Origin of the sequence: Streptomyces sp. NPDC048659, assembly GCF_040650575.1 — a bacterium.
GTDB lineage: Bacteria > Actinomycetota > Actinomycetes > Streptomycetales > Streptomycetaceae > Streptomyces.
In genome coordinates, this window is record NZ_JBEZHM010000028.1 from 74,416 (window position 1) to 101,259 (window position 26,844).

The window sequence follows — 26,844 nt, forward strand, 5'->3', positions numbered from 1 at the left end:
GGCCCGCGTCGCGGGCCCGCCGGGGGCGCTCCGAGGGCCTGTCAGCCCTGGTAGATCGCCTCGATCTCGTCGGCGAAGTCCTTCGCCACCACGTTCCGCTTCAGCTTCAGCGACGGGGTGATGTGCCCCGCCTCCTCGGTGAACTGCGCCGACAGGATACGGAACTTCCGCACCGACTCCGCCTTCGAGACCGCCGCGTTGCCGTCGTCCACCGCCCGCTGGACCTCCGCGAGCAGCTCCGGGTCGTCCCGCAGCGTCGCCGCCGTCGAGCCGGCCGGCTTGCCGTGCTCGGACGCCCAGCGGCCCAGGAACTCCTCGTCGATGGTGACGAGCGCGCCCACGAACGGGCGCCCGTCGCCGACCACCATGCACTCCGCGACCAGCGCGTGCGCCCGGATCCGGTCCTCGATGACCGCCGGGGCGACGTTCTTGCCGCCCGCCGTCACCAGGATCTCCTTCTTGCGGCCGGTGATCGCGAGATAGCCGTCCTCGTCGAGGGTGCCGATGTCGCCGGTGTGGAACCAGCCGTCCGCCAGCGCCTCGGCCGTCGCCGCCTCGTTGTTCCAGTAGCCGGAGAAGATGTGCTCGCCGTGCAGCAGCACCTCGCCGTCGTCGGCGATCCGCACCACCGAGCCCGGCAGCGGCTGCCCGACCGTGCCGATCTTCTGCCGGTCCCAGGGGTTGAAGGCGGTCGCCGCGCAGGACTCCGTCAGGCCGTAGCCCTCCAGGACCGTGAAGCCGATGCCGCGGAAGAAGTGCCCGAGCCGCTCGCCCAGCGGCGCGCCGCCCGAGATCGCGTACTCGCCCTTGCCGCCGAGGACCGCGCGCAGCTTCGAGTAGACGAGCTTGTCGAAGACCTTGTGCTTGAGCTTCAGGCCGAAGGACGGGCCCTGCGGGGTGCTCAGCGCGCGGCTGTACGCGATCGCGGTGTGCGCGGCCTTGTCGAAGATCTTGCCCTTGCCGTCCGCCTGCGCCTTGGCCCGCGCCGAGTTGTAGACCTTCTCGAAGACCCGCGGCACGCCGAGGATCAGCGTCGGCCGGAAGGAGGCCAGCTCGTCGGTGAGGTTCTTGATGTCGGGCAGGCAGCCCAGCTTGATCGGCGCCATCACGGAGGCGACCTCGACCAGCCGGCCGAAGACGTGCGCGGCGGGCAGGAACAGCAGCACCGAGCACTCGCCGGTACGGAAGAGGGGCTTCAGCCGCGCGACCACGTTGCCGCACTCGGCGAAGAAGGCGCGGTGCGTCAGCACGCAGCCCTTGGGGCGGCCCGTGGTGCCCGAGGTGTAGACGATCGTCGCCGGGTCGTCCGCGTGCGCGCTGGACATCCGGCGGTCCAGCTCCTCGTCGGAGACCTCCGCGCCGGACTCCGTCAGCCGCCCGATCGCGTCCGCGTCGATCTGCCACACGCCCCTGAGGCCCGGCAGTCCCGCCCGGACCGACTCGACCGACGCCTCGTGCGCGGCCGACTCGACGAGGGCGAGCGAGGCGCCCGAGTCGCCGAGGATCCACTGGATCTGCTCCGGCGAGCTGGTCTCGTACACCGGCACCGTCACGGCGCCCGCGCTCCAGATCGCGAAGTCGAGGAGCACCCACTCGTAGCGGGTGCGGGAGAGCAGCGCGACCCGGTCGCCCGGCTCGACACCGGCGGCGATGAGGCCCTTGGCCGCCCCACGGACCTCGGCGAGGAACTGCTTCGCGGTGACGTCGGCCCAGCCGCCCGGCACCTTGCGCCCCATCACGGCGACGTCTGGGTGCTGTGCGGCGTTGCGGCGGATGAGATCCGTCAGGTTGCCGTCCGCGGGGACCTCGTACAGGGCCGGAAGGCTGAACTCGCGCAAGACTGCTGCTCCTCATCGGGCGCCGGCGCCACGGCTCTGTGTGATGCGTCGGTGCGGTCCAAGATCGGGCAGGTGCTCAGTGGGGGTGAGCACGACCGGACTGCCCGGACGTTACCCATCAGTACGCGGTTCCGGATAGGGGGTCCTGGCCAGATGTTCCGTGCGTCACACGTGGATGGCGTTGCTTTGCGCACAGTAATCCACCGCTTTCCCGACTCGGAAGTAACCGCAGGTCCGACCGGGCGCCGCCGCCCGATCCGGCCCGGCCGGCGAGGCACCCCCTACCCTGACGCCATGAGGATCAACGTGGTGAGCGACGTGCACGGCAACACCGGCGCCCTCGCGAAGGCGGGGGAGGGCGCCGACGCCCTGATATGCCTCGGCGACCTGGTGCTCTTCCTCGACTACGCCGACCACGCCCGCGGCATCTTCCCCGACCTCTTCGGCGTCGAGAACGCCGACCTCATCGTCGAGCTCCGCACCGCCCGACGCTTCCGCGAAGCGAGCGAACTCGGCCGCCGGCTCTGGGCCGAGCTCGGCATCGACCGCGCCACCGCCATCGAGAGCGCCGTCCGCCGCCAGTACGCCGAGCTGTTCGCCGCCTTCCCCACCCCCACGTACGCCACCTACGGCAACGTCGACATCCCCGGCCTGTGGCCCGAGTACGCCCGCCCCGGCACCACCGTCCTCGACGGCGAGCGGATCGAGCTCGGCGGCCTCGTCTTCGGCTTCGTCGGCGGCGGCCTGCCCACCCCCATGCGCACCCCCTACGAGATCTCCGAGGAGGAGTACGCGGCGAAGGTCGAGGCCCTCGGCGAGGTCGACGTGCTCTGCTCCCACATCCCGCCGGAGGTCCCCGAGCTCGTCTACGACACCGTCGCCCGCCGCTTCGAACGCGGCAGCGGCGCCCTCCTCGACGCCATCCACCGGACCCGCCCCCGCTACGCCCTCTTCGGCCACGTCCACCAGCCGCTCGCCCGCCGGATGCGGATCGGCGCCACCGAGTGCGTCAACGTCGGCCACTTCGCCGCGACCGGCCGCCCCTGGACGCTGGAGTGGTGACGGAAGCCCGATGACGGCGCGATAGCCTTCTGGCAGATACGAGTCGCGTCCATACGAGGAGCCCCCCGCGATGGCGGAACACACCAGCTCTAGCATCACCATCGAGGCGGCCCCGGCCGAGGTCATGAGCGTGATCGCCGACTTCGCGCGCTACCCCGAGTGGACGGGCGAGGTGAAGGAGGCCGAGGTCCTGGAGACCGACGGCGCCGGTCGCGCGGAGAAGGTCCGCCTCCTCCTCGACGCCGGAGCGATCAAGGACGACCACACCCTCGCCTACACCTGGACCGGCGACGACGAGGTCAGCTGGACCCTGGTCAAGTCCCAGATGCTCCGCTCCCTCGACGGCTCCTACCGCCTCGCCCCGGCGGGCGGCGGCGACCGCACCGAGGTCACCTACCAGCTGACCGTGGACGTCAAGATCCCCATGCTCGGCATGATCAAGCGCAAGGCCGAGAAGGTCATCATCGACCGCGCCCTCCAGGGCCTGAAGCAGCGCGTCGAGTCCGGGAAGTAGTCCTTCGGCGGAGCCGGACGGCAGTCCCTCGGCGGGGCCCCGGACGCCGGCCCTTCGGCCGGACCCCGGGTGGCAGCCCCGCGGCCGAGCCGGGCCGCGTCCCGGCGCCGGCGGCACCGCCCGGGCTCCCCGCGCCGCGCCCCCCGGACCGCCCCCGGTACGGTCGCCCCATGCGGATCATCCTCGTCACCGGAACCGGCGGAGCCGGACGCACCGCCGTCGCCACCGGCACCGCCCTCGCCGAAGCGCGCGCGGGCCGCCGGGTCGCGCTCGTCTCGGCCGACGCGCCGGCCGGGACGGCGACCGCCGCGGACACCCTCCGCCTGCACGCCCCCGACCCGGCCGGTGACTTCCGGCGCGAGTTCCTCGCCCTCCAGGCCCGCTCCGCCACCGCCCTGGACCTGCTCGGCACCGCCCCCTTCGAGGACGCCGAGCTCACCGAACTCCCCGGCAGCCCCCTCTTCGCCCTGCTCAGGGCCGTACGGGACGCGGCGGCCGGAGACGCGGAGCTGCTCGTCGTGGACCTGCCGCCGCTGCGCGAGGCCCTCGCCCTGCTCGCCCTGCCCGAACAGCTGCGCCGCTACCTGCGCCGCCTGCTGCCCCCCGAGCGGCAGGCCGCCCGCGCCCTGCGGCCCATGCTCGCCCAGCTCGCCGGCGTCCCGCTGCCCGCCCAGTGGCTCTTCGAGGCCACCGCCCGCTGGGAGACCGAGCTCGCCGCCGTCCAGGAGCTCGTCGACTCCCCGCGCACCGGCGTCCGGCTCGTCGTCGAACCCGGTCCCGCCGCCGTCGAGGCCCTGCGCACCGCCCGCCTCGGCCTCGCCCTCCAGGGCCTCGCCCTGGACGCCGTCGTCGCCAACCGGGTGCTGCCCGCAGGCTCCGCCGACCCCTGGTTCGCGGGCCTCGCCGCCGAGCAGCACCGCCACCTCGCCGCCCTTCGCGAGGCCCACCCCGACGTGCGCGAACTGCCCCACCTCGGGCGCGCCCCCGGCGGCCCCGAGGACCTCGCCGAGCTCGCCGTCGCCGACCTGCCCACCGCCCCCGCGCCCGGCTGGACCGTCGAGGACCGCCGCGCCGAGGACGGCATCCTGGTCTGGCACGTCCCGCTGCCCGGCGCCGTCAAGGACGGCCTCTCCCTCGTCCGGCGCGGCGACGAACTCCTCCTCGGCGCCGGTCCCTTCCGCCGCAACGTGCCGCTCCCCGCCGTCCTGCGCCGCTGCGCCGTCACCGGCGCCGCGCTCGTCGACGGGGACCTGCGGATCCGCTTCACCCCCGACCCGGGACAGTGGCCGAAGCCCACCCCCTGAGGCCGCGCGGTGCGTGTACCGTCGAAGGAGAACCCATCGGAGAGCACCGGAGCCCCCCGGAGCACGCCGGAGAGCACCGGACGCCCCGGGGAACCCGAGGAGCCTGAGGAGTACGCCATGAGCGACGCGGACGCCTGGGCCAAGGCATGCGCCGAGGACCTGGAGGCCGAGAAGGCCCGCCGCCGCGCGGAGCGCGGCGAGGAGCCCGGCACCCCGGCGGAGGAGTTCCGCAAGCTCTTCGACGCCGTCGCCGAGAAGGTCTCCGGCGCCCTCGGCGGCCCCCTCCTCGGCGGCCAGGCCGCCGGGACCGTACAGCAGGTCGTCAACCAGGCGAAGGCCCTCGTCGAGCCCGTCATCGAGCGCAACCCCCAGGTCTTCGACCACCTCGCCGCCGCGGGCAACGAACTGCTCGCCGCCTACCGCTCGGCCGTCCAGGGGCAGGAGACCCGCTGGACCCGCGGCGACACCGACGGAACGGAACCGGGCGATCCGCGCGACGAGAAGCGCGAGCGCCGCGACGAGGGCCGCGACGACGGCCCGGGGACCGGGCAGCACATCGATCTGGACTGATCGGGAGCGCCCCTCCCCTCGGGTACGGTGGGCCCTAGCGGGGCTCGACCGAAAACTGAGGGACACATGGGACTCACCATCGGCGTCGACATCGGCGGCACGAAGATCGCGGCCGGCGTGGTCGACGAGGAGGGCAAGATCCTCGACACCCACACCGTGCCCACCCCGCCGACACCGGAGGGCATCGTCGACGCGATCTGCGCCGCCGTCTCGGAGGCCGGCAAGGGGCACCGGATCGAGGCCGTCGGCATCGGAGCCGCGGGCTACGTCGACGACAAGCGCGCCACCGTCCTCTTCGCGCCGAACATCGACTGGCGGCACGAGCCGCTGAAGGACAAGGTCGAGCAGCGGGTCGGCCTGCCGGTCGTCGTCGAGAACGACGCCAACGCCGCCGCCTGGGGCGAGTACCGCTTCGGCGCCGGCCAGGGCCACGAGGACGTCATCTGCATCACCCTCGGCACCGGCCTCGGCGGCGGCATCATCATCGGCAACAAGCTGCGCCGCGGACGCTTCGGCGTCGCCGCCGAGTTCGGCCACATCCGGGTCGTCCCCGACGGCCTGCTGTGCGGCTGCGGCAGCCAGGGCTGCTGGGAGCAGTACGCCTCCGGCCGCGCCCTCGTGCGGTACGCGCGCCAGCGCGCCAACGCCACCCCCGAGAACGCGGAGATCCTGCTCGGGCTCGGCGACGGCACCCCCGAGGGCATCGAGGGCAAGCACATCAGCCAGGCCGCCCGCGCGGGCGACCCGGTCGCCGTCGACTCCTTCCGCGAGCTGGCCCGCTGGGCCGGGGCGGGCCTCGCCGACCTGGCCTCGCTCTTCGACCCGTCGGCGTTCATCGTCGGCGGCGGCGTCTCCGACGAGGGCGAGCTGGTCCTGGACCCGATCCGCAAGTCCTTCCGGCGCTGGCTGATCGGCGGCCAGTGGCGTCCGCACGCGCAGGTGCTCGCCGCGCAGCTCGGCAACAAGGCCGGACTCGTCGGCGCGGCCGACCTGGCCCGCCAGGGCTGAGCCCCGGGGGCCCGGCCCCCTTCGCTCCGGTGCCCGTCGTGCCCTCTGGGGCGCGGCGGGCACTGCCCCTATGTTGGGGCCCATGGCGACCGGCGCGCACCCCTCGACGACCCCGCTCAGCGAGCTCCCCGACTCCCGTACGGAACCCGACGGTTCGGCCGTCGTCCGGGTCCTCTCCTACAACGTCCGCTCGATGCGCGACGACGAGGACGCCCTGGCCCGGGTGATCCGGGCCTGCGCCCCCGACCTGGTCTTCGTCCAGGAGGCCCCGCGCTTCTTCCGCTGGCGCAAGCACGCGGCCCGGCTCGCCGCCAAGAGCGAGCTCCTCCATCTCTCCGGCGGCGCCACCGCCGCCGGACCGCTGCTGCTGTGCTCGCTGCGGGCCACGGTCGAACGCACCGAGGACGTCCTGCTCCCGCTCGCCCCCGGCCGCCACCGGCGCGGCCTGGCCACCGCCGTGGTCCGGATCGGCGGCGCCCGCCTCGGCCTGGTCAGCTGCCACCTGAGCCTGGACGCCGGGGAGCGCTACGCCCAGGCGGGCCTGGTCCTGGACCGGGTCGCCGCCCTCGGCACCCCGCACGCCATCGTGGCCGGCGACCTCAACGAGGGCCCCGGCGGCCGGAGTTTCACCCGCCTGGCCACGGAGCTCCGGGACGGCTGGACGGCCAGGCCGTGGGGCGCCGAGCACACCTTCCCCTCGGCCGCCCCGGACCGCCGCATCGACGCGGTCCTCACCACCCCGGGCATCGACGTCCTCGCCTGCGGCGTCCCGACGGACCTCGACCCCGACGACCTGAGAACGGCGACGGACCACCTGCCGGTGCTGGCGGTGGTCCGTGTCCCTGCCTCGTAAAGGCCCTGCCTCGTAAAAGCCCTGCTACGTAAAGCCCTGCCCCGTAAACCGCTCCGTGCCTACACCACGGCCCCGCGCCCCGGGTCGTCGTAGCCGTCCTCGTCCTCGTCGTCGTGCTTCATGCGGCCCACCAGGGTCGCGAAGCCGCCCAGGAAGCCGCCCACGCACACGGTGGTGAGCCACCAGGTCATGTCCCACTGGAGCAGCACCGCGAGCAGCATCAGGACCGGGCCGCCGATCACCGCGAGCCAGGCGAACTTGGTCGTCGTGTCGGCCTCCGGCAGCGGCGGCGGCTCCGGCGGGACGAAGTGCCCCTCGTCGGAGTCGTCGGCCTTCCCGCGCTTCTTCCCGTCCTTCTCGCCGTCCGCGCCCTCCGGCGCCGCGTCCGGGTCCGCCAGCGAGTAGTCGCGGGGCCCGCCGGACACGCTCACCCCCGGGGCGAAGACCACCGACGAGCCGAGCGCCGGACGACCGGTCCCGTCCGGCTCCTCGTCCTCCGCCGCGGGCTTGCGGAACTTGTCCGGCTTCTCGGCCGCGCCGCCGTCCTCGGGCAGCGGCGGCAGCGCCAGATCCTCCACCGACCGGAAGGGCCGGGCCCCCGGCGGGTCGGCCGGCTCCTCGCCGTACCCCGCGACGATCGCGGCCCACGCCGCCTCCTCGTCGATGGGCTGCGGCTCCCGCTCGCCGCCGTCCTGCTGCTCAGCCACCGCTCGCGCTTCCCTTCTCACCGACGAGGTCCGGAGCGAGCCGGGCCACGAACGCCCAGCTCTCCTCGAAGATCCGCTCCGCGTCGTAGTCCAACGTCGCGACGTGGTAGCTCTGTTCCAGCAGGACCTCCGTGACGTCCGTCGACGAGATCCGGCTCAGCACCCGGGCCGAGTCGGCGGGCGGCACCACATGGTCCTGGGGGCTGTGCAGCAGCAGCACCGGCTGCGTCACCTGCGGCAGCTCCGCGTCCACGACCTGGAAGAACCGCCGCAGCGAGTGGGCCGCGTGCAGCGGCACCCGCTCGTAGCCCACCTCGGCCCCGCCCGGCTTCGCTATGTCGCTGGCGATGCCCTTCGTGGACGGCACCAGGTGCCGCACCACCGGCAGCGCCTTCGCGGCCAGGCCGTGCACCTTGTTGCCCGGGTTGACCAGGACGATGCCGGCGACCTCCTCGCCGTGCCGCGCCGCGAGCCGCAGGGTCAGCGCGCCGCCCATCGACAGGCCCATCACGAAGACCCGCTCGCAGCGGGCGGACAGCTCCCGCAGCGCCTGGTCCACCTCCGCGTACCAGTCCTGCCAGGTGGTGACCTGCATGTCCTGCCAGCGCGTGCCGTGCCCGGGCAGCAGCGGCAGCGAGACCGTCAGCCCGCGCCCGGCCAGATACTCGGCCCAGGGGCGCATCGACTGCGGGGAACCGGTGAAACCGTGACAGAGGAGCACGCCTACCTTCCCGCCCTCGTGGCGGTACGGCTCGGCTCCGGGAAGGACCGGCACGGGGTCTCCTGTTCGGTTCGACTTCGGGCCCGGCTCTCGCGGACGCCGAAGCGGCGGCGGAAAGGGGAAGGCTTTCACCGTACGCGACCGGACCGACACCGACCAGGGCCGTTCGCACGAAGGAGCCCGGCGGCCCGGGGCGGCCAGGCCGCCCGCGCGGGCCCCGGCGGCCCCGCAGGGGATAAAGTCGTCGTGACGGCACACGGAAGGCATGGCGAGTTGATCTACGGCGCAATGAAGTTCTCCCTCGGCGGGTCCCTGAAGCTCGCCTTCAGGCCCTGGGTGGAGGGCCTGGAGAACATCCCCGCCGAGGGGCCGGCGATCCTCGCGAGCAACCACCTCTCCTTCTCGGACTCCTTCTTCCTGCCGGCCGTCCTCGACCGCAAGGTGACCTTCATCGCGAAGGCCGAGTACTTCACCACCCCCGGCGTCAAGGGCAAGCTGACGGCCGCCTTCTTCAAGGGCGTCGGCCAGCTCCCGGTGGACCGCTCCGGCGCCCGCGGCGCGGGCGAGGCGGCGATCAAGGCCGGCATCGAGGTCATCAAGGGCGGCGGCCTGTTCGGCATCTACCCCGAGGGCACCCGCTCGCCCGACGGGCGGCTCTACCGAGGCAAGCCCGGCGGGCTCGCCCGGGTGGCGCTCGCCACCGGCGCCCCGGTGATCCCGGTCGCGATGATCGACACCGAGAAGATCCAGCCGCCCGGCAAGGTCGTCCCCAAGCTGATGCGTCCGGGCATCCGGATCGGCAAGCCGCTCGACTTCACCCGCTACCAGGGCATGGAGGGCGACCGCTTCATCCTCCGCTCGGTCACGGACGAGGTCATGTACGAGATCATGAAGCTCTCCGGCCAGGAGTACGTGGACATCTACGCGACCGCCGCCAAGCGGCAGATCGCCGATGCCGAGAAGGCCGCCAAGGAGGCCGTCAAGGCCGAGATCGCGGCACGGGAAGAGTCCGGCGCCTGACCCCGTAGAGGGGGGGCGCCCGGGGGTGGGGGAGATGGCCAGGCGCGAACGGGTCGTGCGCATGTCGGTCGAGCAGCCGCTGTGGCGCGCGCTCACCGCGTACCGCGTGCTCACCATGGTGTACGCGGTCCTCCTCTTCGTCTTCGGACAGGGCCGCTACGAGCGCCCCGGCGTCGCCGTCGGCTTCCTCGCCGTGCTGTGCGTCTGGACCCTCGCCACCCTGCCCAAGGTCGCGAACGCGGCCAGCTGCACCAAGCGCTTCCTCGTCGCCGACCTCACCGTCGCCCTCGTCGGCATCCTGCTGACCCCGCTCGCGGACGAGCAGGCCCGCACCATGGACGGCACCACCCTGCCGTCGATATGGACCGCCGGTGCCGTCCTCGCGTACGCGATCAAAGGCGGCTGGCGCTGGGCCGGCTTCGCCTCCTCCCTTGTCGCCGTCGCCAACATCGTCGAGCGCGGCGAGCCCAGCCGGGACACCCTGCACAACGTGCTGCTCGTCTGGGTCGCCTCCATCGCCATCGGCTACGTCGTCGAGGTCGCCCGCGCCTCCGAGCGCACCCTCGCCCGCGCCCTGGAGATCGAGGCCACCACCCGCGAGCGGGAGCGGCTCGCCCGGGACATCCACGACAGCGTGCTCCAGGTCCTCGCCATGGTGCAGCGGCGCGGCACCGCGCTCGGCGGCGAGGCGGCCGAGCTCGGCAGGATGGCCGGCGAGCAGGAGGTCGCCCTGCGCACCCTGGTCGCGGGCGGGCTCATCCGCACCTCGTACGTCTCCGAGGACGAGTCCGAGGGCGCCGTCGTCCGGGTCGTGGAGGAGCCCGACGAGGCGGCCGGCCCCGACGCGGAGACCGACCTGCGTACCCTGCTCCTGCCCCGGGCCGGCTCCCGGGTGACCCTCTCCGACCCGGGCGCCCCGGTCCTGCTGCCCGCCCCCGCCGCCCGCGAGCTGGCCGCCGCCGTCGGCGCCGCCCTGGACAACGTACGGGTGCACGCGGGGCAGGACGCGAACGCCTGGATCCTCGTGGAGGACTGGGACGACGAGGTCATCGTCACCGTCCGGGACGACGGGCCCGGCATCCCCGAGGGCCGGCTGGCCGAGGCGTGGGGCGAGGGCCGGATGGGCGTCGCCCTGTCCATCCGGGGCAGACTGCGGGACCTCGGCGGCAGCGCCGAGCTGGTCTCGGTCCCCGGACAGGGCACCGAAGTGGAACTGAAGGTCCCGCGCGCGGCGCGGGAACGGGGGAAGGCGGGAGAGAAGTGAGCGAGCAGCAGATCAAGGTGATGGTCGTCGACGACCACCCGATGTGGCGGGACGCGGTCGCCCGGGACCTCGCGGAGGCGGGCCTCGACGTGGTGGCCACCGCCGGCGACGGCGAGCAGGCGGTGCGCCGCGCGGCGGCGGCCGGACCCGACGTCCTGGTCCTCGACCTGAACCTGCCGCTCAAGCCCGGCGTCCAGGTCTGCAAGGAGCTGGTCGGCGCCGACCCCCGGCTGCGGGTCCTGGTGCTCTCCGCGAGCGGCGAGCACGCCGACGTCCTGGAGGCAGTGAAGTCCGGCGCCACCGGCTACCTGCTGAAGTCGGCCAGCACCGCGGAGCTGATCGACGCGGTGCGCCGCACCGCCGTCGGCGACCCCGTCTTCACCCCGGGCCTGGCCGGGCTGGTCCTCGGCGAGTACCGGCGGCTGGCCTCCGAGCCGGTCCCGGCGGCCGGCGCCGACGAGCCGAAGGCGCCGCAGCTCACCGAGCGGGAGACCGAGGTGCTGCGGCTGGTCGCCAAGGGGCTGAGCTACAAGCAGATCGCCGAGCGGCTGGTCATCTCGCACCGCACGGTCCAGAACCACGTGCAGAACACCCTCGGCAAGCTCCAGCTGCACAACCGGGTGGAGCTCGTGCGCTACGCCATCGAGCGCGGTCTCGACGACGCCTGAGCCCCGCCGGGGCCTGGTTTCCGCCGTCGGTTTCGCGCCGCGCGATTCACTCGGTTCGCCGTGTCGGGGCGGCCCGGCCCGCCGCTAGCGTGGGCCGCATCCCCCACGTACGGCGAAGGAGTGCCCCATGCGCGTCGGTGTGCTGACCGGCGGAGGCGACTGCCCCGGGCTCAACGCGGTGATCCGAGCGGTCGTCCGCAAGGGCGTCCAGGAGAACGGCTGGAGCTTCACCGGCTTCCGCGACGGCTGGCGCGGAGTCGTCGAGGGCGACACGGTCCCGCTGGACGTGGCGGCCGTCCGCGGCATCCTGCCGCGCGGCGGCACCGTGCTCGGCGCCTCCCGCACCGACCCCTTCGCCACCGAGGGCGGGGTACGGCGGATCCGGGAGCAGCTCGCCAAGCACCGCCTGGACGCGCTGGTCGCCATCGGCGGGCGCGGCACGCTGGCCGTCGCCGCCCGGCTGCACGCCGAGCACGGGGTGCCCTGCGTCGGCGTGCCCAAGACCATCGACAACGATCTGTCGGCCACCGACTGGACCTTCGGCTTCGACACCGCCGTCGGCATCGCCACCGACGCGATCGACCGGGTGCACACCACCGCCGACTCGCACAGCCGGGTCCTGGTCGTCGAGGTGATGGGCCGGCACACCGGCTGGATCGCGCTGCACGCCGGGCTCGCGGGCGGGGCCAACGTGATCCTCGTCCCCGAGCAGCGCTTCGACCTCGACCAGGTCTGCGCCTGGGTCGACTCCCGCTTCCAGGCCACGTACGCCCCGATCCTGGTGGTCGCCGAGGGGGCCCGGCCGCGCGACGGGGCCCGGGTGGAGGGCTCGATCGCCGCCTGGCTGGCCGCCGCGATCGAGCGGCGCACCGGCAAGGAGGCCCGCACCACCGTCCTCGGGCACGTCCAGCGCGGCGGCAGCCCCAGCGCCTTCGACCGCTGGCTGGCCACCCGCTTCGGGCTGCACGCCGTGGACGCCGTACGGGACGGGGCGCACGGCACGATGGTGGCGCTGCGCGGCACGGAGGTGGTCCGGGTGCCGCTGGCCGCCGCCACCGCCCGCCTCAAGACGGTCGACCCCGCGCGGTACGCGGAGGCGGGGGTCTTCTTCGGCTGAGGGCGCGGGGGCGGAAGAGCCCGTATATTCGCTCCCGTAACCAGACAAATACGGCGCATATCCCCGGAGGGGCCCCGTGGAGATCCTGGCATTCGGCGTGCAGGCGGACGAGAAGCCGCTCATCGAGAGGGCCTTCGCGGGGCACCACGAGGTGCGCTGCGTGGACGTCTTCCTCAACGAGGACACCGCCCCCATCGCGGCCGGCTACGAGGTCGTCTCGACCAGCGTCAACGCGAGCCTCGACCACCGGGTGCTGCAGACCCTCGCGGCCGGCGGCACCCAGATGATCGCCCAGCGCTCCACGGGCTTCAACAACATCGACCTGGAGGTCGCCGAGCGGCTCGGCTTCACGGTCGCCCGGGTCTCGTACTACTCGCCGTACTCGGTCGCCGAGTTCGCCTGGACCCTCGCCATGGGCGTCAACCGGCGGATCGTCCGCGCCTCGAACCGCACCCGGGACTTCGACTTCCGGCTCGACGGGCTGATGGGCCGCGACATGCGCGGCCGGACCGTCGGCGTCCTCGGCACCGGCAAGATCGGCGAGGCGTTCACCCGGATCGCCCACGGCTTCGGCATGAACCTGCTCGGCTGGGACGTCGCCGAGAACCCCGCCTGCCTGGAGCTCGGCATGAAGTACGTCGAGAAGGAGCGGCTCTTCGCCGAGTCCGACGTGATCAGCCTGCACGTGCCGCTGCTGCCCTCCACCCAGCACATCATCGGCCCCGACGCCCTGCGCGCGATGAAGGACGACGCGATCCTGGTGAACTCCAGCCGCGGCGGCCTCGTCGACACCGAGGCCCTGGTCACCGAGCTGCGCGCGGGCCGCTTCACCGGGGTCGGCCTCGACGTGTACGAGGCCGAGGTCGGGCTCTTCTTCCTCGACAAGTCCCTGGAGGTCGTCGAGGACGACACCCTGGCCCGGCTGGTGACCTTCCCCAACGTGATCGTCACCTCCCACCAGGCGTACTACACGGTCGACGCGGTCGGCCAGATCATCGACACCACGGTCCAGAACGTCCTCGACTACCTCGCCGGGCGCCGCAGCGAGAACGTCCTGGTCCCGAAGCTGCCGTAGCGCCTACACGAGCACCCCCGCCAGGAGGGACGCGGTCACCGCCGCCCCCTCCTTCGTCAGCACCGACTCCGGGTGGAACTGCACCCCGGCGAAGCCCGGCCCGCGCAGCGCGTGCACCTCGTCCGTCGCCTCCTCCCGGCTCACCTCGATCCGGTGCAGCGCCAGCTCCGTCGCCGTCCGCTCGTCGCAGCGGGCGGTGAAGCTGTTGTAGAAGCCGACCACCCGCTCCTGCCCGAACAGGTCGATCCGCACCTGCGCCCCCTGGAACGGGACCCGCTTGCGGACGATCTCCAGGCCCAGCTCCGCCGCGATCAGCTCGTGGCCCAGGCACACCCCCAGCAGCCCGTGCCGGTGCCCGCGCAGCAGCTCCGCGGTCAGCCCGCGCAGGAAGCGCATCTTCGGGTCCGCCGCGTCCGAGGGATCACCGGGACCGGGCCCCAGCACCACCGGGCCCTCGTGCGCGAGCGCCAGCTCCCGCAGCCCCGGCTCGTCGTAGCGCAGCACCGAGACCGTGAGGCCCGAGGAGCGCAGCAGGTGCGCCAGCATCGCCGTGAAGGTGTCCTCCGCGTCCACGACCAGCGCGTGCCCCGACAGCTCCGCCGACCGGGCCTGCATCTTCAGCCAGAACGGCGCCAGGTCCGCCCGCCGCGCGTCCAGCGCCGCCCGCACCCGCGGGTCGTCCGCCAGCCGGGGCCCGGCGGCGCCCCCGCCCGAGGGCCGCCCCGGCCGCACCCCTAGGGCGGCCAGCACCCCCGCCGCCTTCGCGTGGGTCTCGGCGACCTCGCCCGCCGGGTCCGAGTGGCGCACCAGGGTCGCGCCCACCGGGACCCGCAGCCGGCCCCCGGGCGAGATGTCGGCGGTCCGGATCAGGATCGGGGAGTCCAGCGTCTGCGCCCCGCTCGCGTCGGTCCCGAGCAGCGCCAGCGCCCCCGCGTAGTAGCCGCGGCCCCCGGCCTCGTGCCGCTCGATCACCCGGCAGGCGTTCTGCACCGGCGAGCCCGTCACGGTCGCCGCGAACATCGTCTCGCGCAGCACCTCGCGCACGTCGAGCGAGGACCGGCCGCGCAGCTCGTACTCCGTATGGGCGAGGTGCGCCATCTCCTTCAGCCGCGGCCCGATCACCACCCCGCCCTGGTCGCCGACGGTGCACATCATCTTCAGCTCCTCGTCGACCACCATCGAGAGCTCCTCGGTCTCCTTCCGGTCGGAGAGGAACGAAAGGAGCTGCTCGGCGGTGGGCGCCGCGCCCGCCGGGTAGCGGAAGGTGCCGCTGATCGGGTTCATCACGACCGTCCCGCCGGACATCCGCACGTGCACCTCGGGGCTCGCCCCGACCAGCGTCCGGTCCCCGGTGTGCACCACGTACGTCCAGTACGCCCCCCGCTCGCCCGCCAGCAGGCGCCGGAACAGGGCGAGCGCGTCGGCCCGCCCGAAGCCCGGGATCTCCCCGGTGTAGGTGCGCCGGATGACGAAGTTCGCGCCCTCGCCGGCGCCGATCTCCTCGTCGATCACCCGCCGCACGATCCGCCCGTACGCCTCGTCCGAGACGTCGAAGCCGCCGCCCTCGACCCGTACGTCATGGGCCGGGAGCTGCGCCAGGACCTCGGCGAGCGGCAGTTCGTGGGACTCCTCGGCGGTCAGGTACGCGAGCGGGGTGCCGTCGTCGCGGACCTCGAAGCCGCGCTCGCGGATCTGCCGGAACGGCACCAGCGCCAGCGTGGGTGCCGCCCCCACCGGCAGCTCGGCGAGGCGCCCGGCCTCGCGCACCGGGCCGATCAGCACCTCGACGGTGTCGTGGTCGCGGCCCGGGGTGCGCCGCCGCAGCAGGGCGAAGGGCGGGCAGGAGGGGTCGAGCAGGCGGTGCAGGAGCGGGGAGACGTCCATGGCGGGTGTCGTTCCTTCCGGGGGGAGAGCGGAGAGGAACGGCCTCGGGGTACGAGAAAGGCCGCCCCTCGGGCGGCCTTCGCGTGATGTCGGTGTACGCGCAGTCAGTGGGCCGCCGGATGAGCGGTCCACCACCAGTTCTGGGTCGAAAGCGCGAACATGGCGCCGATCGTAGCGCATGAGTCGGATCACACCCGTCTCAGCAAGCGGTCACTGGCGTGGACGCGGCACGCGGCACCGTACTGTGGGGGGCGTGACCGTGAACGCTGATACCCACGCCGTCGCCAAGGCGACCTGGCGAGACCTGCCCGCGGCGCAGCAGCCCGAGTACCCCGATGCCGAGGCTCTGCGCGACGTCGTCGCGGAGCTCCAGAGCTATCCCCCCCTCGTCTTCGCGGGCGAGTGCGACCAGCTGCGTGCCCGGATGGGAGCCGTCGCCCGTGGCGAGGCGTTCCTCCTCCAGGGCGGTGACTGCGCCGAGGCTTTCGACGCCGTGTCCGCGGACCACATCCGCGCCAAGCTGAAGACCCTGCTCCAGATGAGCGCCGTCCTGACCTACGCGGCCTCCGTGCCCGTGGTCAAGGTCGGCCGCATCGCCGGCCAGTACTCCAAGCCGCGCTCCAAGGGCACCGAGACCCGCGACGGCGTGACCCTGCCGACCTACCGCGGCGACTCCGTGAACGGCTTCGAGTTCACCGAGGCGGCCCGGATCCCGGACCCCGAGCGCCTGAAGCGGATGTACAACGCGTCCTCCTCGACGCTGAACCTGGTGCGCGCCTTCACCACCGGCGGCTACGCCGACCTGCGCCAGGTGCACGCCTGGAACCAGGACTTCGTGAAGTCGTCCCCGTCGGGCCAGCGCTACGAGCAGCTGGCGCGCGAGATCGACAACGCGCTGAACTTCATGAAGGCGTGCGGCACCGACCCGGCCGAGTTCAAGGCGGTGGAGTTCTACGCCTCGCACGAGGCGCTGCTGCTCGACTACGAGGGCGCGCTGACCCGCACGGACTCGCGCACGGGCAAGCTGTACGACACCTCCGGCCACATGGTCTGGGTCGGCGAGCGCACCCGTCAGCTCGACCACGCCCACATCGAGTTCTGCGCGCAGATCGCGAACCCGATCGGCATCAAGCTGGGCCCGACGACCACCCCGGAGGAGGCGCTCACCTACATCGAGCGCCTCGACCCCGACCGCGAGCCGGGCCGGCTGACCTTCATCGTCCGCATGGGCGCCGACAAGGTCCGCGACCGGCTCCCCGAGCTGGTCGAGAAGGTCACCGCCTCGGGCGCGACCGTCGCCTGGGTGACCGACCCGATGCACGGCAACACCTTCGAGGCGGCCTCGGGCCACAAGACCCGCCGCTTCGACGACGTGCTCGACGAGGTCAAGGGCTTCTTCGAGGTCCACAAGGAGCTCGGCACCCACCCGGGCGGCATCCACGTGGAGCTGACCGGCGACGACGTCACCGAGTGCGTGGGCGGCGGCGACGAGATCTTCGTCGACGACCTGCACCAGCGCTACGAGACGGCCTGCGACCCGCGGCTCAACCGCAGCCAGTCGCTCGACCTGGCCTTCCTGGTCGCGGAGATGTACCGCGATCAGTAAGGAGCTTCCTACGACGATGGGGCGCGGATCCATGTGATCCGCGCCCCATCGTCGTATCCGGGCCTTTTGAGAGCCGGGACCGCCGGGTAAGGTTAGGTTAGCCTTATCGATCCCGGCGGGAGGTGAAACCGCGTGTACGTCTGCTCATGCTTCGGTGTCACGGAGAAGCAGGTCAAGGACCACGCGGAGGCCGGCGCCTGCACGCCCCGCCAGATCGCCTCGGCCTGCAAGGCCGGCACGGACTGCGGTTCGTGCGTCAAGCGCATCCAGGCCCTCCTCGGGCGCGGCAACTGCCCGCGCCGCGAGCTCCTCGACCAGGGGATGCCGGCCCTGACGACGGAGCTCTCCGAAGCCGCCTAGACCCCGGCCGGCCCGGCTAGCTCGGCTGCTCGATGAGCGTCGAGCAGTAGAGCGCCTCGCCGAGCTGCTCGATCAGCTCCAGCTGGGTGTCCAGGTAGTCGATGTGGTGCTCCTCGTCGGCCAGGATCTCCTCGAAGAGGTTGGCCGAGGTGACGTCGCCCTTGGCCCGCATGACCTCGATCCCGCGCTTCAGCCGGTCGATGGCCTCGACCTCGACCTGCCGGTCCGCCTCGAACATCTCCTTGACCGTCTGGCCCACCCGGACGTGGAAGAGGCGCTGGTAGTTCGGCAGCCCGTCGAGCATGAGGATGCGCTCGGTGAGCTTGTCCGCGTGCTTCATCTCGTCGATGGACTCTTCGCGGGTGTACTTGGCGAGCTTGGTCCAGCCCTTGTTGTCCTGGATCCGGTAGTGCAGCCAGTACTGGTTGATCGCGGTCAGCTCGCCGGTGAGCTGCTCGTTGAGGAATTCAAGGACCTCGGGGTCGCCCTGCATCGCTTCAGGATCCTTCCACCATAGACACCGCCGCCACCGGGCAGGATGGCCGCATCCTCGCAGCACCCTCGGGTGGCGTCCAGTAAGTGCAGGCTTACTCTGAGTTGTCCTTGGGTCGTCCAGATCGCCCGGATGTCCGGAGATGTCGGGCGGTGACTGGTCATGACCACCCCTCGCCGTCTGTCACCATGGATGGCATGGGTCAGCCGGAGGGCGGAGTACGCCGGGAAGCAGGAGTGACGGACCTTCCGCCGGGGCAGCGCCTCCAGCGCGGCTGGCCGGTCACCCACTACGGACCCGTACCCCGCTTCAAGCCGGAGCGCTGGGAGTTCCGGGTCTTCGGGGCCACCGCCGACGGCGACAAGCACTGCTGGAACCACGAGGAGTTCTCGGCGCTGCCCTACCGCTCGGTCGTGGCCGATCTGCACTGCGTGACCAAGTTCAGCATGATCGGCGCCGAGTGGGGCGGCGTCTCCGCCCGCACGCTCCTCGACCTCGCCCCGCCCGCGCCCGGGGTCACCCATGTGATGGTCTGGGCGGAGTACGGCTACAGCGCCAACATGCGCCTGTCCGACTTCGCCGCCGAGAGCGCGATCTTCGCCACCCACAAGGACGGCGAGCTGCTCACCGCCGAGCACGGCTTCCCGCTGCGGCTCGTGGTGCCCCACCTCTACGCCTGGAAGGGCCCGAAGTGGGTGCGGGGCGTGGAGTACCTGGCCGCCGACCGGCGCGGCTTCTGGGAGGAGCGCGGGTACCACAACATCGGCGACCCGTGGACCGAGCAGCGCTACTCGTACCAGGAGGAGCCGGGCGACGGCCCCGAGCTCTAGGGCCTGTCTGGGCGTGAACCGGCCAGATAGGTGACGGATTCTTCCGTTCGCAGCGGAATGCGCCGCTGGCCTTCCGGGTGCCTCACTACGGTGGCCCGATGACGATCACTCAGTGGCAGGACCGGTCCGTGCTCGTGACGGGCGGCACGCGGGGCATCGGGCGGGGCATCGCGGAGCTGTTCGCCCGGCGCGGCGCGGCGGTCGTGCTCACCGGCCGTACGGCGTCGGTCGCCGACGGGGTGGCGCGCGAGCTCGCCGAGGAGACCGGGGGCCGGGTCTCGGGCATGGGCGTCGACCTGCGGGACCCCGCGGCGATCGAGGAGATGGCGGCGGGCGCCGAGGAGCGGCACGGGCGGCTCGACGTGCTCTGCGCGAACGCGGGCGTCTTCCCGGAGAAGCCGCTCCAGGAGATGACGGCGGCCGACGTCGACGACGTGCTGGCCGTGAACCTGCGCGGGACGATCCTGGCGACCCGGGCCTGTGTGCCGGCCATGCGGCGGGCGGGCGGCGGCCGGGTGGTCCTCACCTCGTCGATCACCGGGCCCACCACCGGCTACGCGGGCTGGTCCCACTACGGCGCGAGCAAGGCCGGGCAGCTCGGCTTCCTCCGCGGCGCCGCCCTGGAGCTGGCACCCTACGCCGTCACGGTCAACGCCGTGCTGCCCGGCAACGTCCGCACCGAGGGCCTGATGGAGCTGGGGGAGCCCTATCTGCGCCGGATGGCGGCCTCGATCCCGCTGGGCCGGCTCGGCGAGAGCGCGGACGTCGCGCACGCGGTGCTGTTCCTCGCCTCGGACGAGGCCGCGTTCATCACGGGCCAGACGCTGACCGTCGACGGCGGGCAGACGCTCCCGGAGTCCCTCGACGCCTTCACACCCGCCGCGCACACGCCCTAGTCGTGGACGACGGCGTGGCCCTTGCCGCGGCCGATCGTCCGCTCGCCGACCCCGGGGTGATCCTCAGCGCAGTTTCTTCAGCAGCTCCACATCGGCGCGGTGCCCCTCGGGCCCGCCCGGCGTCTCGATGATCAGCGGTACGCCGTCGGTGGCGGGGTGGCTCAGCAGGTTCGCGAACGCCTCCTGGCCGATGTGGCCCGCGCCGATGTTCGCGTGCCGGTCCTTGTGCGCGCCCACGACGTCCTTGGAGTCGTTGGCGTGGATCAGTTTCAGCCGCCCCTCGCCCACCACGTCCACCAGCGCGTCCAGCGTCTGGGCCGCCCCGTGCGGGCCGGTCAGGTCGTGTCCGGCGGCGAAGATGTGGCAGGTGTCCAGGCAGATCCCGAGCTTCGGGTGGCGGTCCAGCGCGTCGAAGTAGGGGCCGAAGTCCTCCGCCCGCGAGCAGAGCGAGAAGCCCTGCCCGGCGGTCGACTCCAGCAGCAGGAACGGGTCGTCCTCGTGGGTCAGCTCGTCCAGCAGCGGCAGCAGCCGCTCCCGGACCTGCGCCAGCGCCACCGCGCGCGGGCGCCCGCCGGTCGCGGAGCCGGTGTGCACGACCACGCCCTTGGCGCCGATCTCCCGGCCCCGGCGCAGCGAGTGGCGCATCGACTCCACCGACTTCTCCGCCGTCGCCTCGGTGTGCGAGCCGAAGTTGATGAGGTACGGGGCGTGCACCCAGGCCGACAGGCCCTCGGCCTCGCAGCCGGCCCGGAACAGCTCGTCCTGGGCCGGGTTGCCGACCGGGGTGGCCCAGCCGCGCGGGTTGGCGACGAAGACCTGGACGGTCTCCGCGCCGAGCTCGCGGGCGTAGCCGAGGCCGGTGGTGGCGAGGCCGCCGGCCACGGGGACGTGTCCGCCGACGGGGTTGCGCATGAGTCTCTACAGTCCCTTGATCGTGAGCGTGATGGCGGAGCCCTGGGCGGCGGTGGAGTCGCCCGGCACGGACTGGCCGCCGACGGTGTCGCCGAGGAAGGGGAAGGTCTTCTCGACCTTCACCTCGAAGCCGGCCGTCTCCAGCTCGGCCTTGGCCTCGTCGGTCTTCATGCCGACGACGTCCGGCACCTCGACCATCCGCGGGCCCTTGGAGACGGTCAGGGTGACCGCGTCGCCCTTGGCGGCCCGGCTGCCCTCGGCGAGCGACTGGGCGGCGACCGCGCCGGCGTCCTCGGGCGAGTTGATCCGCTCGGGGGCGACGGTGACCTTGAGCCCGGCGTCCTGGAGGGTGGCGGTGGCCTCGGCGACCGTCTCGCCGGTGACGTCCGGGACGTCGATCGGGGCGCCCTTGCTGACCACGAGCGCGATGGCCGAGTCGGGGGCGCGCCCGGTGCCGGGCTCGGGGTCGGAGCTGATGACGGCGCCCTGGAGGATCGCCTGGCTGAAGGCGTAGGTGATCACGCCGGGCGCGAGGCCCTCGTCCGCCAGGCGCTTCTTCGCGTCGGCGAGCGGGACGCCCTTCAGGTTCGGGACCTTCACGATCTCGGGGCCGCGGGAGACGGTGAGGGTCACCGTGCCGTTGCCGCGGATGCGCTCGCCGGAGCCGGGGTCGGTGGCCATCACCGTGCCCCGCTCGTACACGTCGCTGAAGGCGCGCCGGGTGGCGGCCACGTCGAGTCCGGCGTCGGCGAGGCGCCGGGTGGCCTGCTCCTCGGTCTGCCCGAGGACGGCGGGGACGCGGGTGAACTGGCCCGAGTTGATGTACCAGACCCCGGCCCCGAGCCCGAGCGCCAGCAGCACGGCGGCGACGATCAGGAACGGCCCCCGGGGCGCCCGGCGGCGGCCGGCCGGGGGCGCGGGCGGCGGGGCGGGCAGCACGCTCGTGTGCTCCACGGGCTGCGGCAGCAGGCGCGGGATGACGCTGGTGCGGTCCTCGGAGCCGCCGCCCCGCGCGGGCGGGTGCGCGGTCGGCGGTACGGCGTCGAGCCGCGCGTCGTCGAGTGCGGCGCGGGCCTCGCGGACCAGGGCGAGCAGCGCGACCGCGTCGTAGGGGCGCAGGTCGGGGTTGCGCGCGGTGGCGCTCGCGACCAGCTCGTCCAGCTCGGGGGCGAGCCCCGGGACGGTGCCGGAGGGCGCCGGGACGTCGGTGTTCAGGTGCCGGTAGAGGACTTGGGCGGGGGTGTCGCCGGTGTGCGGCTTGGCGCCGGTCAGCGTCTCGTACAGGACGACCCCGCACGCGTACACGTCGGCGCGGGTGTCGGCGGTGCCGTGCTCGATCTGCTCCGGGGCGAGGTACGAGACGGTGCCGAGGACCGCGCCGGTGGTGTCGGTGGCCGAGCCCACGGCCCGGACCAGGCCGAAGTCGGCGACCTTGACCCGGCCGTCGTCCCCTATGAGGACGTTCTCCGGCTTCATGTCCCGGTGCACGAACCCGGCCCGGTGCGCGGCGCCGAGCGCGGCCAGCACCGGCTCCAGGATGTCGAGGGCGGCCCGGGGCGACAGCGCGCCCCGCTCGCGCAGCACGTCCCGCAGGGTGCAGCCGGACACGTACTCCATCGCCAGGTACACGTAGGCGCCGTCCGCGCCCTGGTCGAAGACCCCGACGACGTTGGGGTGCGCCAGGCGCGCGACGGACTTGGCCTCGCGCATGAACCGCTCCACGAACGCGGCGTCCGTGGCGAGGTCCGGGTGCATCACCTTGAGCGCGAGCACCCGGTCCAGGCGGGTGTCGACGGCCCGGTAGACCGTGGCCATCCCGCCGACGGCGATGCGCGCGTCGACGCGGTAGCGGCCGTCGAGCAGCCGCCCGACGAGAGGGTCCTGAAGGGTCGTGTCCACGGCGTCGAGTCTACGAGCCGCGCCGGGGCCCGCCGCCCGCGTCCGGCGCCTTGCAGCGCGGTTGTGACGCGGGCGACCCGGGCCACGGGCGGGGTCGGGCGAGGTCAGGCGGGGTCCCCGGCGGTCAGGCGCCGAACGCCGGGCGCTCCGGGTCCAGCCGCGCGCGGCCCTCGTGCGGGGAGGACGCCTCGGCGAAGCGGCGGCGCGGGATGCGGCCCGCGCGGTGGGCGAGCCGGCCCGCCTCGACCGCGTGCCGCATCGCCTCGGCCATCAGGACCGGCTCCTGGGCCCGGGTCACCGCCGAGGCCAGCATCACCGCCGAGCAGCCCAGCTCCATCGCCAGCGCCGCGTCCGAAGCGGTCCCGGCGCCCGCGTCCAGGATCACCGGGACCCCGGCCCGCTCCACGATCAGCTCGAAGTTGTGCGGGTTGCGGATGCCGAGCCCGGAGCCGATCGGCGAGCCCAGCGGCATCACCGCCGCGCAGCCCACGTCCTCCAGCTTCCGCGCGAGGACCGGGTCGTCGTTGGTGTACGGCAGCACCACGAAGCCGTCGTCGACCAGGGTCTCGCAGGCGTCCAGCAGCTCGACCGGGTCGGGCAGCAGGGTCCGCTCGTCGGCGATGACCTCCACCTTGATCCAGTTCGTGCCGAGCGCCTCCCGGGCCAGCCGCGCGGTCAGCACCGCCTCGCCCGCCGTGTAGCAGCCCGCGGTGTTCGGCAGCACCCGGATGCCGAGCCGCTCCAGGACCGAGAGCACCGAGCCGCGCACGCTCGGGTCCAGGCGGCGCATGGCGACCGTGGTCAGCTCCGTACCGCTGACGGTCAGGGAGCGTTCGAGCACGTCGAGGCTGGGCGCCCCGCCGGTGCCCATGATCAGGCGGGAGGAGAACTCGGTGCCGCCGAGCGCGAAGACGTCGTCGGACATGGTTCAGCCTCCCTGGACGGCGGTGAGGATCTCGACCCGGTCGCCCTCGCCGAGCAGCGTCGCGGCCCACCGGCCGCGCGGCACGACCGTCTCGTTCACGGCGGCGGCCACCCCGGCGGGGGCGGTGGTGAGGGTGGCGACGAGGGCGTCGAGGGAGAGCGGGTCCGCGAGCTCGCGGGGCTCTCCGTTCACGGACACGTTCATGCGTGCTCCAGGTGTGCGGGGGAGAAGCGGCGGGCGGTGAAGGGGCGGGCCGCGTCGGGCAGCGCCCCGGTGGTCAGGGCCTCGGCCATGACGTCGCCGGTCACGGGGGTCAGCAGCACCCCGTTGCGGTAGTGGCCGGTGGCCAGGTGGAGTCCGGGCAGGGCGCTCGGGCCGAGCAGCGGCGCGTTGTCGGGGGAGGCGGGCCGCAGCCCCGCGCGGGTCTCGGTGAGCGGCAGCTCGGTGATGCCGGGCACCAGCTCGTGCGCGTCGCGCAGCAGCTCGTAGACGCCGCCCGCGGTCACCGTGGTGTCCCAGCCGAGCTCCTCGCTGGTGGCGCCGACGACCAGCTCGCCGTTCTCGCGCGGCACCAGGTAGACGTGGCTGCCCCGGACGACCGCGCGGACCGTGCGGGAGAGGAAGGGCGCGTACGCGGGGGGCACCCGCAGCCGCAGCACCTGGCCCTTCACCGGCCGCACCGGCGGCAGCACCCGCTCCGGCACCCCGGGCAGCCGCCCGCTCAGGCTGCCGGCCGCCAGCACCACCTGGTCGGCGGCGAGCCCGGACACCTCGGCCCCGGCGGCCAGCTCGGCGCCGACGGCCCGGTCGCCGCTCACCGTGAGCCGCTCGGCGAGCGCCCGGTGGAAGACCACGCCGGCCCGCTCGCAGGCGAGCAGCAGCGCGTCGGCGAGCCGGCGCGGGTCGACCTGGTGGTCGCCGTCCACCCGCAGCCCGCCCCGCACACCCGGCGCCAGCATGGGCTCCAGGCGGCGGCACTCGCGCCCGTTCAGCCACTCCGAGGCCAGCCCGCAGCGGGTCTGCAGGGCGTGCAGCTCGCGCAGGTGGGCCCGGTCGTCCGTGTCCAGGGCGACCGCGAGGGTGCCGCAGGCGCGGTAGCCGACGTCGTGGCCGGTGGCCTCGCCGAGCTCGGCGACGAAGGCGGGATAGCGGCGGGCGGAGTCGAGGTTGAGCCCGAGCAGGGTCTCCTCGCCGAAGTGCAGTTCGGTGACGGCGGCCAGCATCCCCGCCGCCACCCGGGCCGCGCCGCCGCCGGGTTCGGGGTCGGCCACGGCGACGCGCAGCCCGCGCTGCGCCGCCCGCCAGGCCGTGACCAGGCCGATGATGCCGCCCCCGATGACGAGGACGTCGGTGGTACCGCGTGTACGCGACATGGGCGTCCAGCCCCTCCCTTCGCCGGCATGACCCGGATCAGGTTCGTACGGTCGGAGGCCGGACAGCCTCCCTCTCAGCCCGGTGCGTCCGGGCTCCCGCGAGTGCTTTACGCCCGCCACACTAGCCGCAGCGCGCGGCCCGTCGCAGGCCCCCCGGCTTCCTGACGGACCGTCAGATGCGTAAGGTGGTCGGGTGAGCGAGCAGAAGCAGACCCCGCGGCCCACCGCCCGGCACGTCGTGATCGTCGGCGCCGGCATGGCGGGCGTCCAGACCGCCGTCGCCCTGCGCGAACAGGGCTTCACCGGCCCCGTGACCCTCATCGGCGCCGAACCCCACCAGCCCTACGACCGGCCCCCGCTCTCCAAGGCCGTCCTCCTCGGCACCGCCGAGGGCTCCGCCTTCGACATCGACTTCGACTCCCTCGGCATCACCCTGCGGCTCGGCGTCGCCGTCACCGGACTGCGCGCCGCCGACCACGAGATCGACACCGAGGCCGGACCCGTCGGGTACGACACGCTGGTCCTCGCGACCGGCGCGCGCCCGCTCACCCTGCCCGGCACCGAGGACGTCCCCGGCGTCCACCTGCTGCGCACCCTCGACGACGCCGTCCGGCTCGGCGAGGTGCTCGCCCGCCGCCACGACGTCGTGGTCGTCGGCGCCGGCTGGATCGGCGCCGAGTTCGCCACCGCCGCCCGCGCGGCCGGCTGCGCGGTCACCGTCGTCGAGGCCGCCGACCGCCCCCTCGCCGGAGCCCTGCCCGCCGAGGTCACCGCGCCCATGGTCGGCTGGTACGCCGAGCACGGCGCCGAGCTGCGGCTGAGCGCGCGCGTGGCCGGCGTCGAGAAGGGCCGGGTCCTGCTCGCCGAGGGCGCCGGGAACTCCGGCGAGCGCGCCGAGCTGCCCGCCGACGCCGTCGTCGTCGGCATCGGCGCCCGCCCCGACACCGGCTGGCTCGTCGGCTCCGGCATCGCCCTCGACCCGGGCGGCGCCGTCACCGCCGACGACCGGCTGCGCGCCTCCCTGCCCGACGTGTACGCGGTCGGCGACTGCGCCTCCTTCCCCTCGGGCCGCTACGGCGAGCGGCTGCTCGTCCACCACTGGGACAACGCCCTCCAGGGCCCCCGTACCGTCGCCGCCGACATCCTCGGCGGGGCGGCGGAGCCCTACGACCCGGTGCCCTACTTCTGGTCCGAGCAGTTCGGCCGCTTCGTCCAGTACGCCGGCCACCACGCCGCCGCCGACACCCTGCTGTGGCGCGGCGACCCGGCCGAGGAGGCGTGGACCGTGCTGTGGCTCCGCGAGGAGGTGCCGGTCGCGGTGCTCACCGTCAGCCGCCCCCGCGACCTCGCCCAGGGGCGCCGGCTGATCGAGCGGCGCACTCCGGTGGACCCGGCGCGCGCCGCCGACCCCTCCGTCCCCCTGAAGGCGGCGGTCCGGTAGGGCCCGACTACCGGCTGTCGGTCCGGGATGGCACGCTTGTCCTGTGACCGAGATTGACGCAAGAACCGATGCTCTCGTCCCCGCCTGGCTCTTCCTCCCCGACATCGCCGAGATGCTCGACGTCGAGGTGACGCGCGTGCGGCAGCTGGTCAAGGAGGGCCAGCTCATCGCCGTGCGCCGCGGCGAGCGCAAGGTGCTCCAGGTGCCCGAAGCCTTCATCGACGGCGACAAGGTCGTCAAGGGCCTCGCCGGCACCCTGACGCTCCTGCGGGACGACGGCTTCAGCGACGAGGAGATGCTGGAGTGGCTCTTCACTCCGGACCCGACCCTGCCCGGCACCCCCGCGCAGGCCCTGAGTGAGAATCGCGGCACGGAGGTGAAGCGCCGCGCCCAGGCGCTCGCCGTCTGACCCGACTCCAGCTCGGCCACCGCCGACACCACCAGCCGCAGGCCGTGCGAGCGCACGTACTCCTCGGTCGGGCGGGACAGCGCCTGCTCGGTGAA

28 protein-coding genes and 1 riboswitch are annotated in these 26,844 nt (G+C 73.6%); of the genes, 17 read left to right on the forward strand and 11 right to left on the reverse strand.

The window, feature by feature from the left end:
* Positions 1–41: 41 nt before the first annotated feature.
* Complete coding sequence (locus AB0C99_RS21915; protein ID WP_362477403.1) at positions 42–1,838, reverse strand: AMP-dependent synthetase/ligase; 1,797 nt, start codon at positions 1,836–1,838, stop codon at positions 42–44.
* A 306-nt stretch (positions 1,839–2,144) separates the two neighbouring features.
* Here AB0C99_RS21915 and AB0C99_RS21920 point away from each other — a divergent pair, with 306 nt between their 5' ends.
* The 6 genes from AB0C99_RS21920 (at position 2,145) to AB0C99_RS21945 (ending at position 7,149) form a co-directional block, all read left to right on the forward strand.
* Entirely contained in the window at positions 2,145–2,900 is a 756-nt protein-coding gene (locus AB0C99_RS21920) for a metallophosphoesterase (RefSeq protein WP_362477478.1), read from the forward strand.
* Between the two features lie 70 nt (positions 2,901–2,970).
* A complete protein-coding gene (locus tag AB0C99_RS21925; RefSeq protein WP_362477406.1) occupies positions 2,971–3,414 on the forward strand; it encodes an SRPBCC family protein in 444 nt (147 codons plus the stop codon).
* A gap of 170 nt (positions 3,415–3,584) precedes the next feature.
* The gene (locus tag AB0C99_RS21930) at positions 3,585–4,718 is read left to right on the forward strand and encodes an ArsA-related P-loop ATPase (protein ID WP_362477408.1); all 1,134 of its coding nucleotides are present in this window, start codon (positions 3,585–3,587) and stop codon (positions 4,716–4,718) included.
* 117 nt (positions 4,719–4,835) lie between these two features.
* On the forward strand, positions 4,836–5,288 hold the full coding sequence (locus AB0C99_RS21935) for a DUF5304 domain-containing protein (protein WP_362477411.1): 453 nt from the start codon (positions 4,836–4,838) through the stop codon (positions 5,286–5,288).
* A 66-nt stretch (positions 5,289–5,354) separates the two neighbouring features.
* Positions 5,355–6,296, forward strand: a complete 942-nt coding sequence (locus AB0C99_RS21940; protein WP_362477414.1) for an ROK family glucokinase — start codon at positions 5,355–5,357, stop codon at positions 6,294–6,296.
* An 82-nt stretch (positions 6,297–6,378) separates the two neighbouring features.
* Complete coding sequence (locus AB0C99_RS21945) at positions 6,379–7,149, forward strand: endonuclease/exonuclease/phosphatase family protein (RefSeq protein WP_362477417.1); 771 nt, start codon at positions 6,379–6,381, stop codon at positions 7,147–7,149.
* A gap of 59 nt (positions 7,150–7,208) precedes the next feature.
* Here the strand turns inward: AB0C99_RS21945 and AB0C99_RS21950 are convergent, their stop codons facing one another.
* Both AB0C99_RS21950 and AB0C99_RS21955 read right to left on the reverse strand, forming a co-directional pair.
* Positions 7,209–7,856, reverse strand: a complete 648-nt coding sequence (locus AB0C99_RS21950) for a hypothetical protein (RefSeq protein WP_362477419.1) — start codon at positions 7,854–7,856, stop codon at positions 7,209–7,211.
* The gene (locus AB0C99_RS21955; protein WP_362477422.1) at positions 7,849–8,631 is read right to left on the reverse strand and encodes an alpha/beta fold hydrolase; all 783 of its coding nucleotides are present in this window, start codon (positions 8,629–8,631) and stop codon (positions 7,849–7,851) included. The genes AB0C99_RS21950 and AB0C99_RS21955 overlap by 8 nt, the downstream gene beginning before the upstream one ends.
* Positions 8,632–8,850: 219 nt before the next feature.
* Here AB0C99_RS21955 and AB0C99_RS21960 point away from each other — a divergent pair, with 219 nt between their 5' ends.
* The 5 genes from AB0C99_RS21960 to AB0C99_RS21980 all read left to right on the forward strand — a co-directional run bounded on the left by AB0C99_RS21960 (position 8,851) and on the right by AB0C99_RS21980 (position 13,721).
* Complete coding sequence (locus AB0C99_RS21960; protein ID WP_205628205.1) at positions 8,851–9,597, forward strand: lysophospholipid acyltransferase family protein; 747 nt, start codon at positions 8,851–8,853, stop codon at positions 9,595–9,597.
* 34 nt (positions 9,598–9,631) lie between these two features.
* Entirely contained in the window at positions 9,632–10,861 is a 1,230-nt protein-coding gene (locus AB0C99_RS21965; protein ID WP_362477425.1) for a DUF5931 domain-containing protein, read from the forward strand.
* Complete coding sequence (locus AB0C99_RS21970; RefSeq protein WP_362477428.1) at positions 10,858–11,529, forward strand: response regulator transcription factor; 672 nt, start codon at positions 10,858–10,860, stop codon at positions 11,527–11,529. The genes AB0C99_RS21965 and AB0C99_RS21970 overlap by 4 nt, the downstream gene beginning before the upstream one ends.
* Before the next feature lie 127 nt (positions 11,530–11,656).
* On the forward strand, positions 11,657–12,646 hold the full coding sequence (locus AB0C99_RS21975; protein ID WP_362477431.1) for an ATP-dependent 6-phosphofructokinase: 990 nt from the start codon (positions 11,657–11,659) through the stop codon (positions 12,644–12,646).
* A 76-nt stretch (positions 12,647–12,722) separates the two neighbouring features.
* Positions 12,723–13,721, forward strand: coding sequence for a 2-hydroxyacid dehydrogenase (locus AB0C99_RS21980; RefSeq protein ID WP_362477434.1), 999 nt, complete (start codon positions 12,723–12,725; stop codon positions 13,719–13,721).
* 3 nt (positions 13,722–13,724) lie between these two features.
* Here AB0C99_RS21980 and AB0C99_RS21985 read toward each other — a convergent pair whose 3' ends face one another.
* Together AB0C99_RS21985 and AB0C99_RS21990 are read right to left on the reverse strand one after the other, a co-directional pair.
* Complete coding sequence (locus AB0C99_RS21985; protein WP_362477436.1) at positions 13,725–15,605, reverse strand: anthranilate synthase family protein; 1,881 nt, start codon at positions 15,603–15,605, stop codon at positions 13,725–13,727.
* A gap of 104 nt (positions 15,606–15,709) precedes the next feature.
* Positions 15,710–15,766 (reverse strand): trp operon leader peptide, encoded by a 57-nt coding sequence (locus AB0C99_RS21990; protein ID WP_078912442.1) that lies wholly within the window; start codon positions 15,764–15,766, stop codon positions 15,710–15,712.
* Between the two features lie 92 nt (positions 15,767–15,858).
* Between AB0C99_RS21990 and AB0C99_RS21995 the strand changes: the two genes are divergently transcribed.
* Both AB0C99_RS21995 and AB0C99_RS22000 read left to right on the forward strand, forming a co-directional pair.
* A complete protein-coding gene (locus AB0C99_RS21995; protein ID WP_362477439.1) occupies positions 15,859–17,211 on the forward strand; it encodes a class II 3-deoxy-7-phosphoheptulonate synthase in 1,353 nt (450 codons plus the stop codon).
* 132 nt (positions 17,212–17,343) lie between these two features.
* The gene (locus tag AB0C99_RS22000) at positions 17,344–17,571 is read left to right on the forward strand and encodes a (2Fe-2S)-binding protein (protein WP_362477442.1); all 228 of its coding nucleotides are present in this window, start codon (positions 17,344–17,346) and stop codon (positions 17,569–17,571) included.
* Between the two features lie 16 nt (positions 17,572–17,587).
* Here the strand turns inward: AB0C99_RS22000 and bfr are convergent, their stop codons facing one another.
* On the reverse strand, positions 17,588–18,064 hold the full coding sequence (bfr, locus tag AB0C99_RS22005; protein ID WP_362477445.1) for a bacterioferritin: 477 nt from the start codon (positions 18,062–18,064) through the stop codon (positions 17,588–17,590).
* A gap of 188 nt (positions 18,065–18,252) precedes the next feature.
* On the opposite strand from bfr, the gene AB0C99_RS22010 reads away from it, so the two are divergent.
* Positions 18,253–18,894 carry a sulfite oxidase-like oxidoreductase gene (locus tag AB0C99_RS22010; RefSeq protein WP_362477447.1) on the forward strand — a complete coding sequence of 214 codons (642 nt, stop codon included), beginning with the start codon at positions 18,253–18,255 and terminating at the stop codon, positions 18,892–18,894.
* 98 nt (positions 18,895–18,992) lie between these two features.
* On the forward strand, positions 18,993–19,790 hold the full coding sequence (gene fabG / locus AB0C99_RS22015) for a 3-oxoacyl-ACP reductase FabG (RefSeq protein ID WP_362477450.1): 798 nt from the start codon (positions 18,993–18,995) through the stop codon (positions 19,788–19,790).
* Positions 19,791–19,853: 63 nt separating this feature from the next.
* Here fabG and AB0C99_RS22020 read toward each other — a convergent pair whose 3' ends face one another.
* From AB0C99_RS22020 to thiO, 5 genes are all read right to left on the reverse strand, one after another.
* Positions 19,854–20,702 (reverse strand): deoxyribonuclease IV, encoded by an 849-nt coding sequence (locus tag AB0C99_RS22020; RefSeq protein ID WP_362477453.1) that lies wholly within the window; start codon positions 20,700–20,702, stop codon positions 19,854–19,856.
* A 6-nt stretch (positions 20,703–20,708) separates the two neighbouring features.
* Positions 20,709–22,601, reverse strand: coding sequence for a Stk1 family PASTA domain-containing Ser/Thr kinase (gene pknB / locus AB0C99_RS22025; protein ID WP_362477455.1), 1,893 nt, complete (start codon positions 22,599–22,601; stop codon positions 20,709–20,711).
* A gap of 124 nt (positions 22,602–22,725) precedes the next feature.
* Positions 22,726–23,526 carry a thiazole synthase gene (locus AB0C99_RS22030; protein ID WP_362477457.1) on the reverse strand — a complete coding sequence of 267 codons (801 nt, stop codon included), beginning with the start codon at positions 23,524–23,526 and terminating at the stop codon, positions 22,726–22,728.
* A 3-nt stretch (positions 23,527–23,529) separates the two neighbouring features.
* A complete protein-coding gene (thiS, locus tag AB0C99_RS22035) occupies positions 23,530–23,730 on the reverse strand; it encodes a sulfur carrier protein ThiS (RefSeq protein WP_362477459.1) in 201 nt (66 codons plus the stop codon).
* Positions 23,727–24,899, reverse strand: coding sequence for a glycine oxidase ThiO (thiO, locus tag AB0C99_RS22040; protein WP_362477462.1), 1,173 nt, complete (start codon positions 24,897–24,899; stop codon positions 23,727–23,729). Before thiO ends, thiS begins: the two co-directional genes overlap by 4 nt.
* A riboswitch (TPP riboswitch) is annotated at positions 24,897–25,009 on the reverse strand. It overlaps the preceding gene by 3 nt.
* 83 nt (positions 25,010–25,092) lie before the next feature.
* Here thiO and AB0C99_RS22045 point away from each other — a divergent pair.
* Entirely contained in the window at positions 25,093–26,340 is a 1,248-nt protein-coding gene (locus AB0C99_RS22045) for an FAD-dependent oxidoreductase (protein WP_362477464.1), read from the forward strand.
* Between the two features lie 43 nt (positions 26,341–26,383).
* Positions 26,384–26,749 (forward strand): Rv2175c family DNA-binding protein, encoded by a 366-nt coding sequence (locus tag AB0C99_RS22050; RefSeq protein WP_362477467.1) that lies wholly within the window; start codon positions 26,384–26,386, stop codon positions 26,747–26,749.
* Positions 26,750–26,844: the final 95 nt, after the last annotated feature.

Excerpts from the sequence above, each read along its gene's own strand:
- AB0C99_RS21925 (WP_362477406.1), top strand. The coding sequence starts at position 2,971 with ATGGCGGAACACACCAGCTCTAGCATCACCATCGAGGCGGCCCCGGCC.
- AB0C99_RS21930 (WP_362477408.1), top strand. The coding sequence starts at position 3,585 with ATGCGGATCATCCTCGTCACCGGAACCGGCGGAGCCGGACGCACCGCC.
- AB0C99_RS21935 (WP_362477411.1), top strand. The coding sequence starts at position 4,836 with ATGAGCGACGCGGACGCCTGGGCCAAGGCATGCGCCGAGGACCTGGAG.
- AB0C99_RS21940 (WP_362477414.1), top strand. The coding sequence starts at position 5,355 with ATGGGACTCACCATCGGCGTCGACATCGGCGGCACGAAGATCGCGGCC.
- AB0C99_RS21945 (WP_362477417.1), top strand. The coding sequence starts at position 6,379 with ATGGCGACCGGCGCGCACCCCTCGACGACCCCGCTCAGCGAGCTCCCC.
- AB0C99_RS21965 (WP_362477425.1), top strand. The coding sequence starts at position 9,632 with ATGGCCAGGCGCGAACGGGTCGTGCGCATGTCGGTCGAGCAGCCGCTG.
- AB0C99_RS21975 (WP_362477431.1), top strand. The coding sequence starts at position 11,657 with ATGCGCGTCGGTGTGCTGACCGGCGGAGGCGACTGCCCCGGGCTCAAC.
- AB0C99_RS21985 (WP_362477436.1), bottom strand. The coding sequence starts at position 15,605 with ATGGACGTCTCCCCGCTCCTGCACCGCCTGCTCGACCCCTCCTGCCCG.
- bfr (WP_362477445.1), bottom strand. The coding sequence starts at position 18,064 with ATGCAGGGCGACCCCGAGGTCCTTGAATTCCTCAACGAGCAGCTCACC.
- AB0C99_RS22010 (WP_362477447.1), top strand. The coding sequence starts at position 18,253 with ATGGATGGCATGGGTCAGCCGGAGGGCGGAGTACGCCGGGAAGCAGGA.
- fabG (WP_362477450.1), top strand. The coding sequence starts at position 18,993 with ATGACGATCACTCAGTGGCAGGACCGGTCCGTGCTCGTGACGGGCGGC.
- AB0C99_RS22020 (WP_362477453.1), bottom strand. The coding sequence starts at position 20,702 with ATGCGCAACCCCGTCGGCGGACACGTCCCCGTGGCCGGCGGCCTCGCC.
- AB0C99_RS22030 (WP_362477457.1), bottom strand. The coding sequence starts at position 23,526 with ATGTCCGACGACGTCTTCGCGCTCGGCGGCACCGAGTTCTCCTCCCGC.
- thiS (WP_362477459.1), bottom strand. The coding sequence starts at position 23,730 with ATGAACGTGTCCGTGAACGGAGAGCCCCGCGAGCTCGCGGACCCGCTC.
- thiO (WP_362477462.1), bottom strand. The coding sequence starts at position 24,899 with ATGTCGCGTACACGCGGTACCACCGACGTCCTCGTCATCGGGGGCGGC.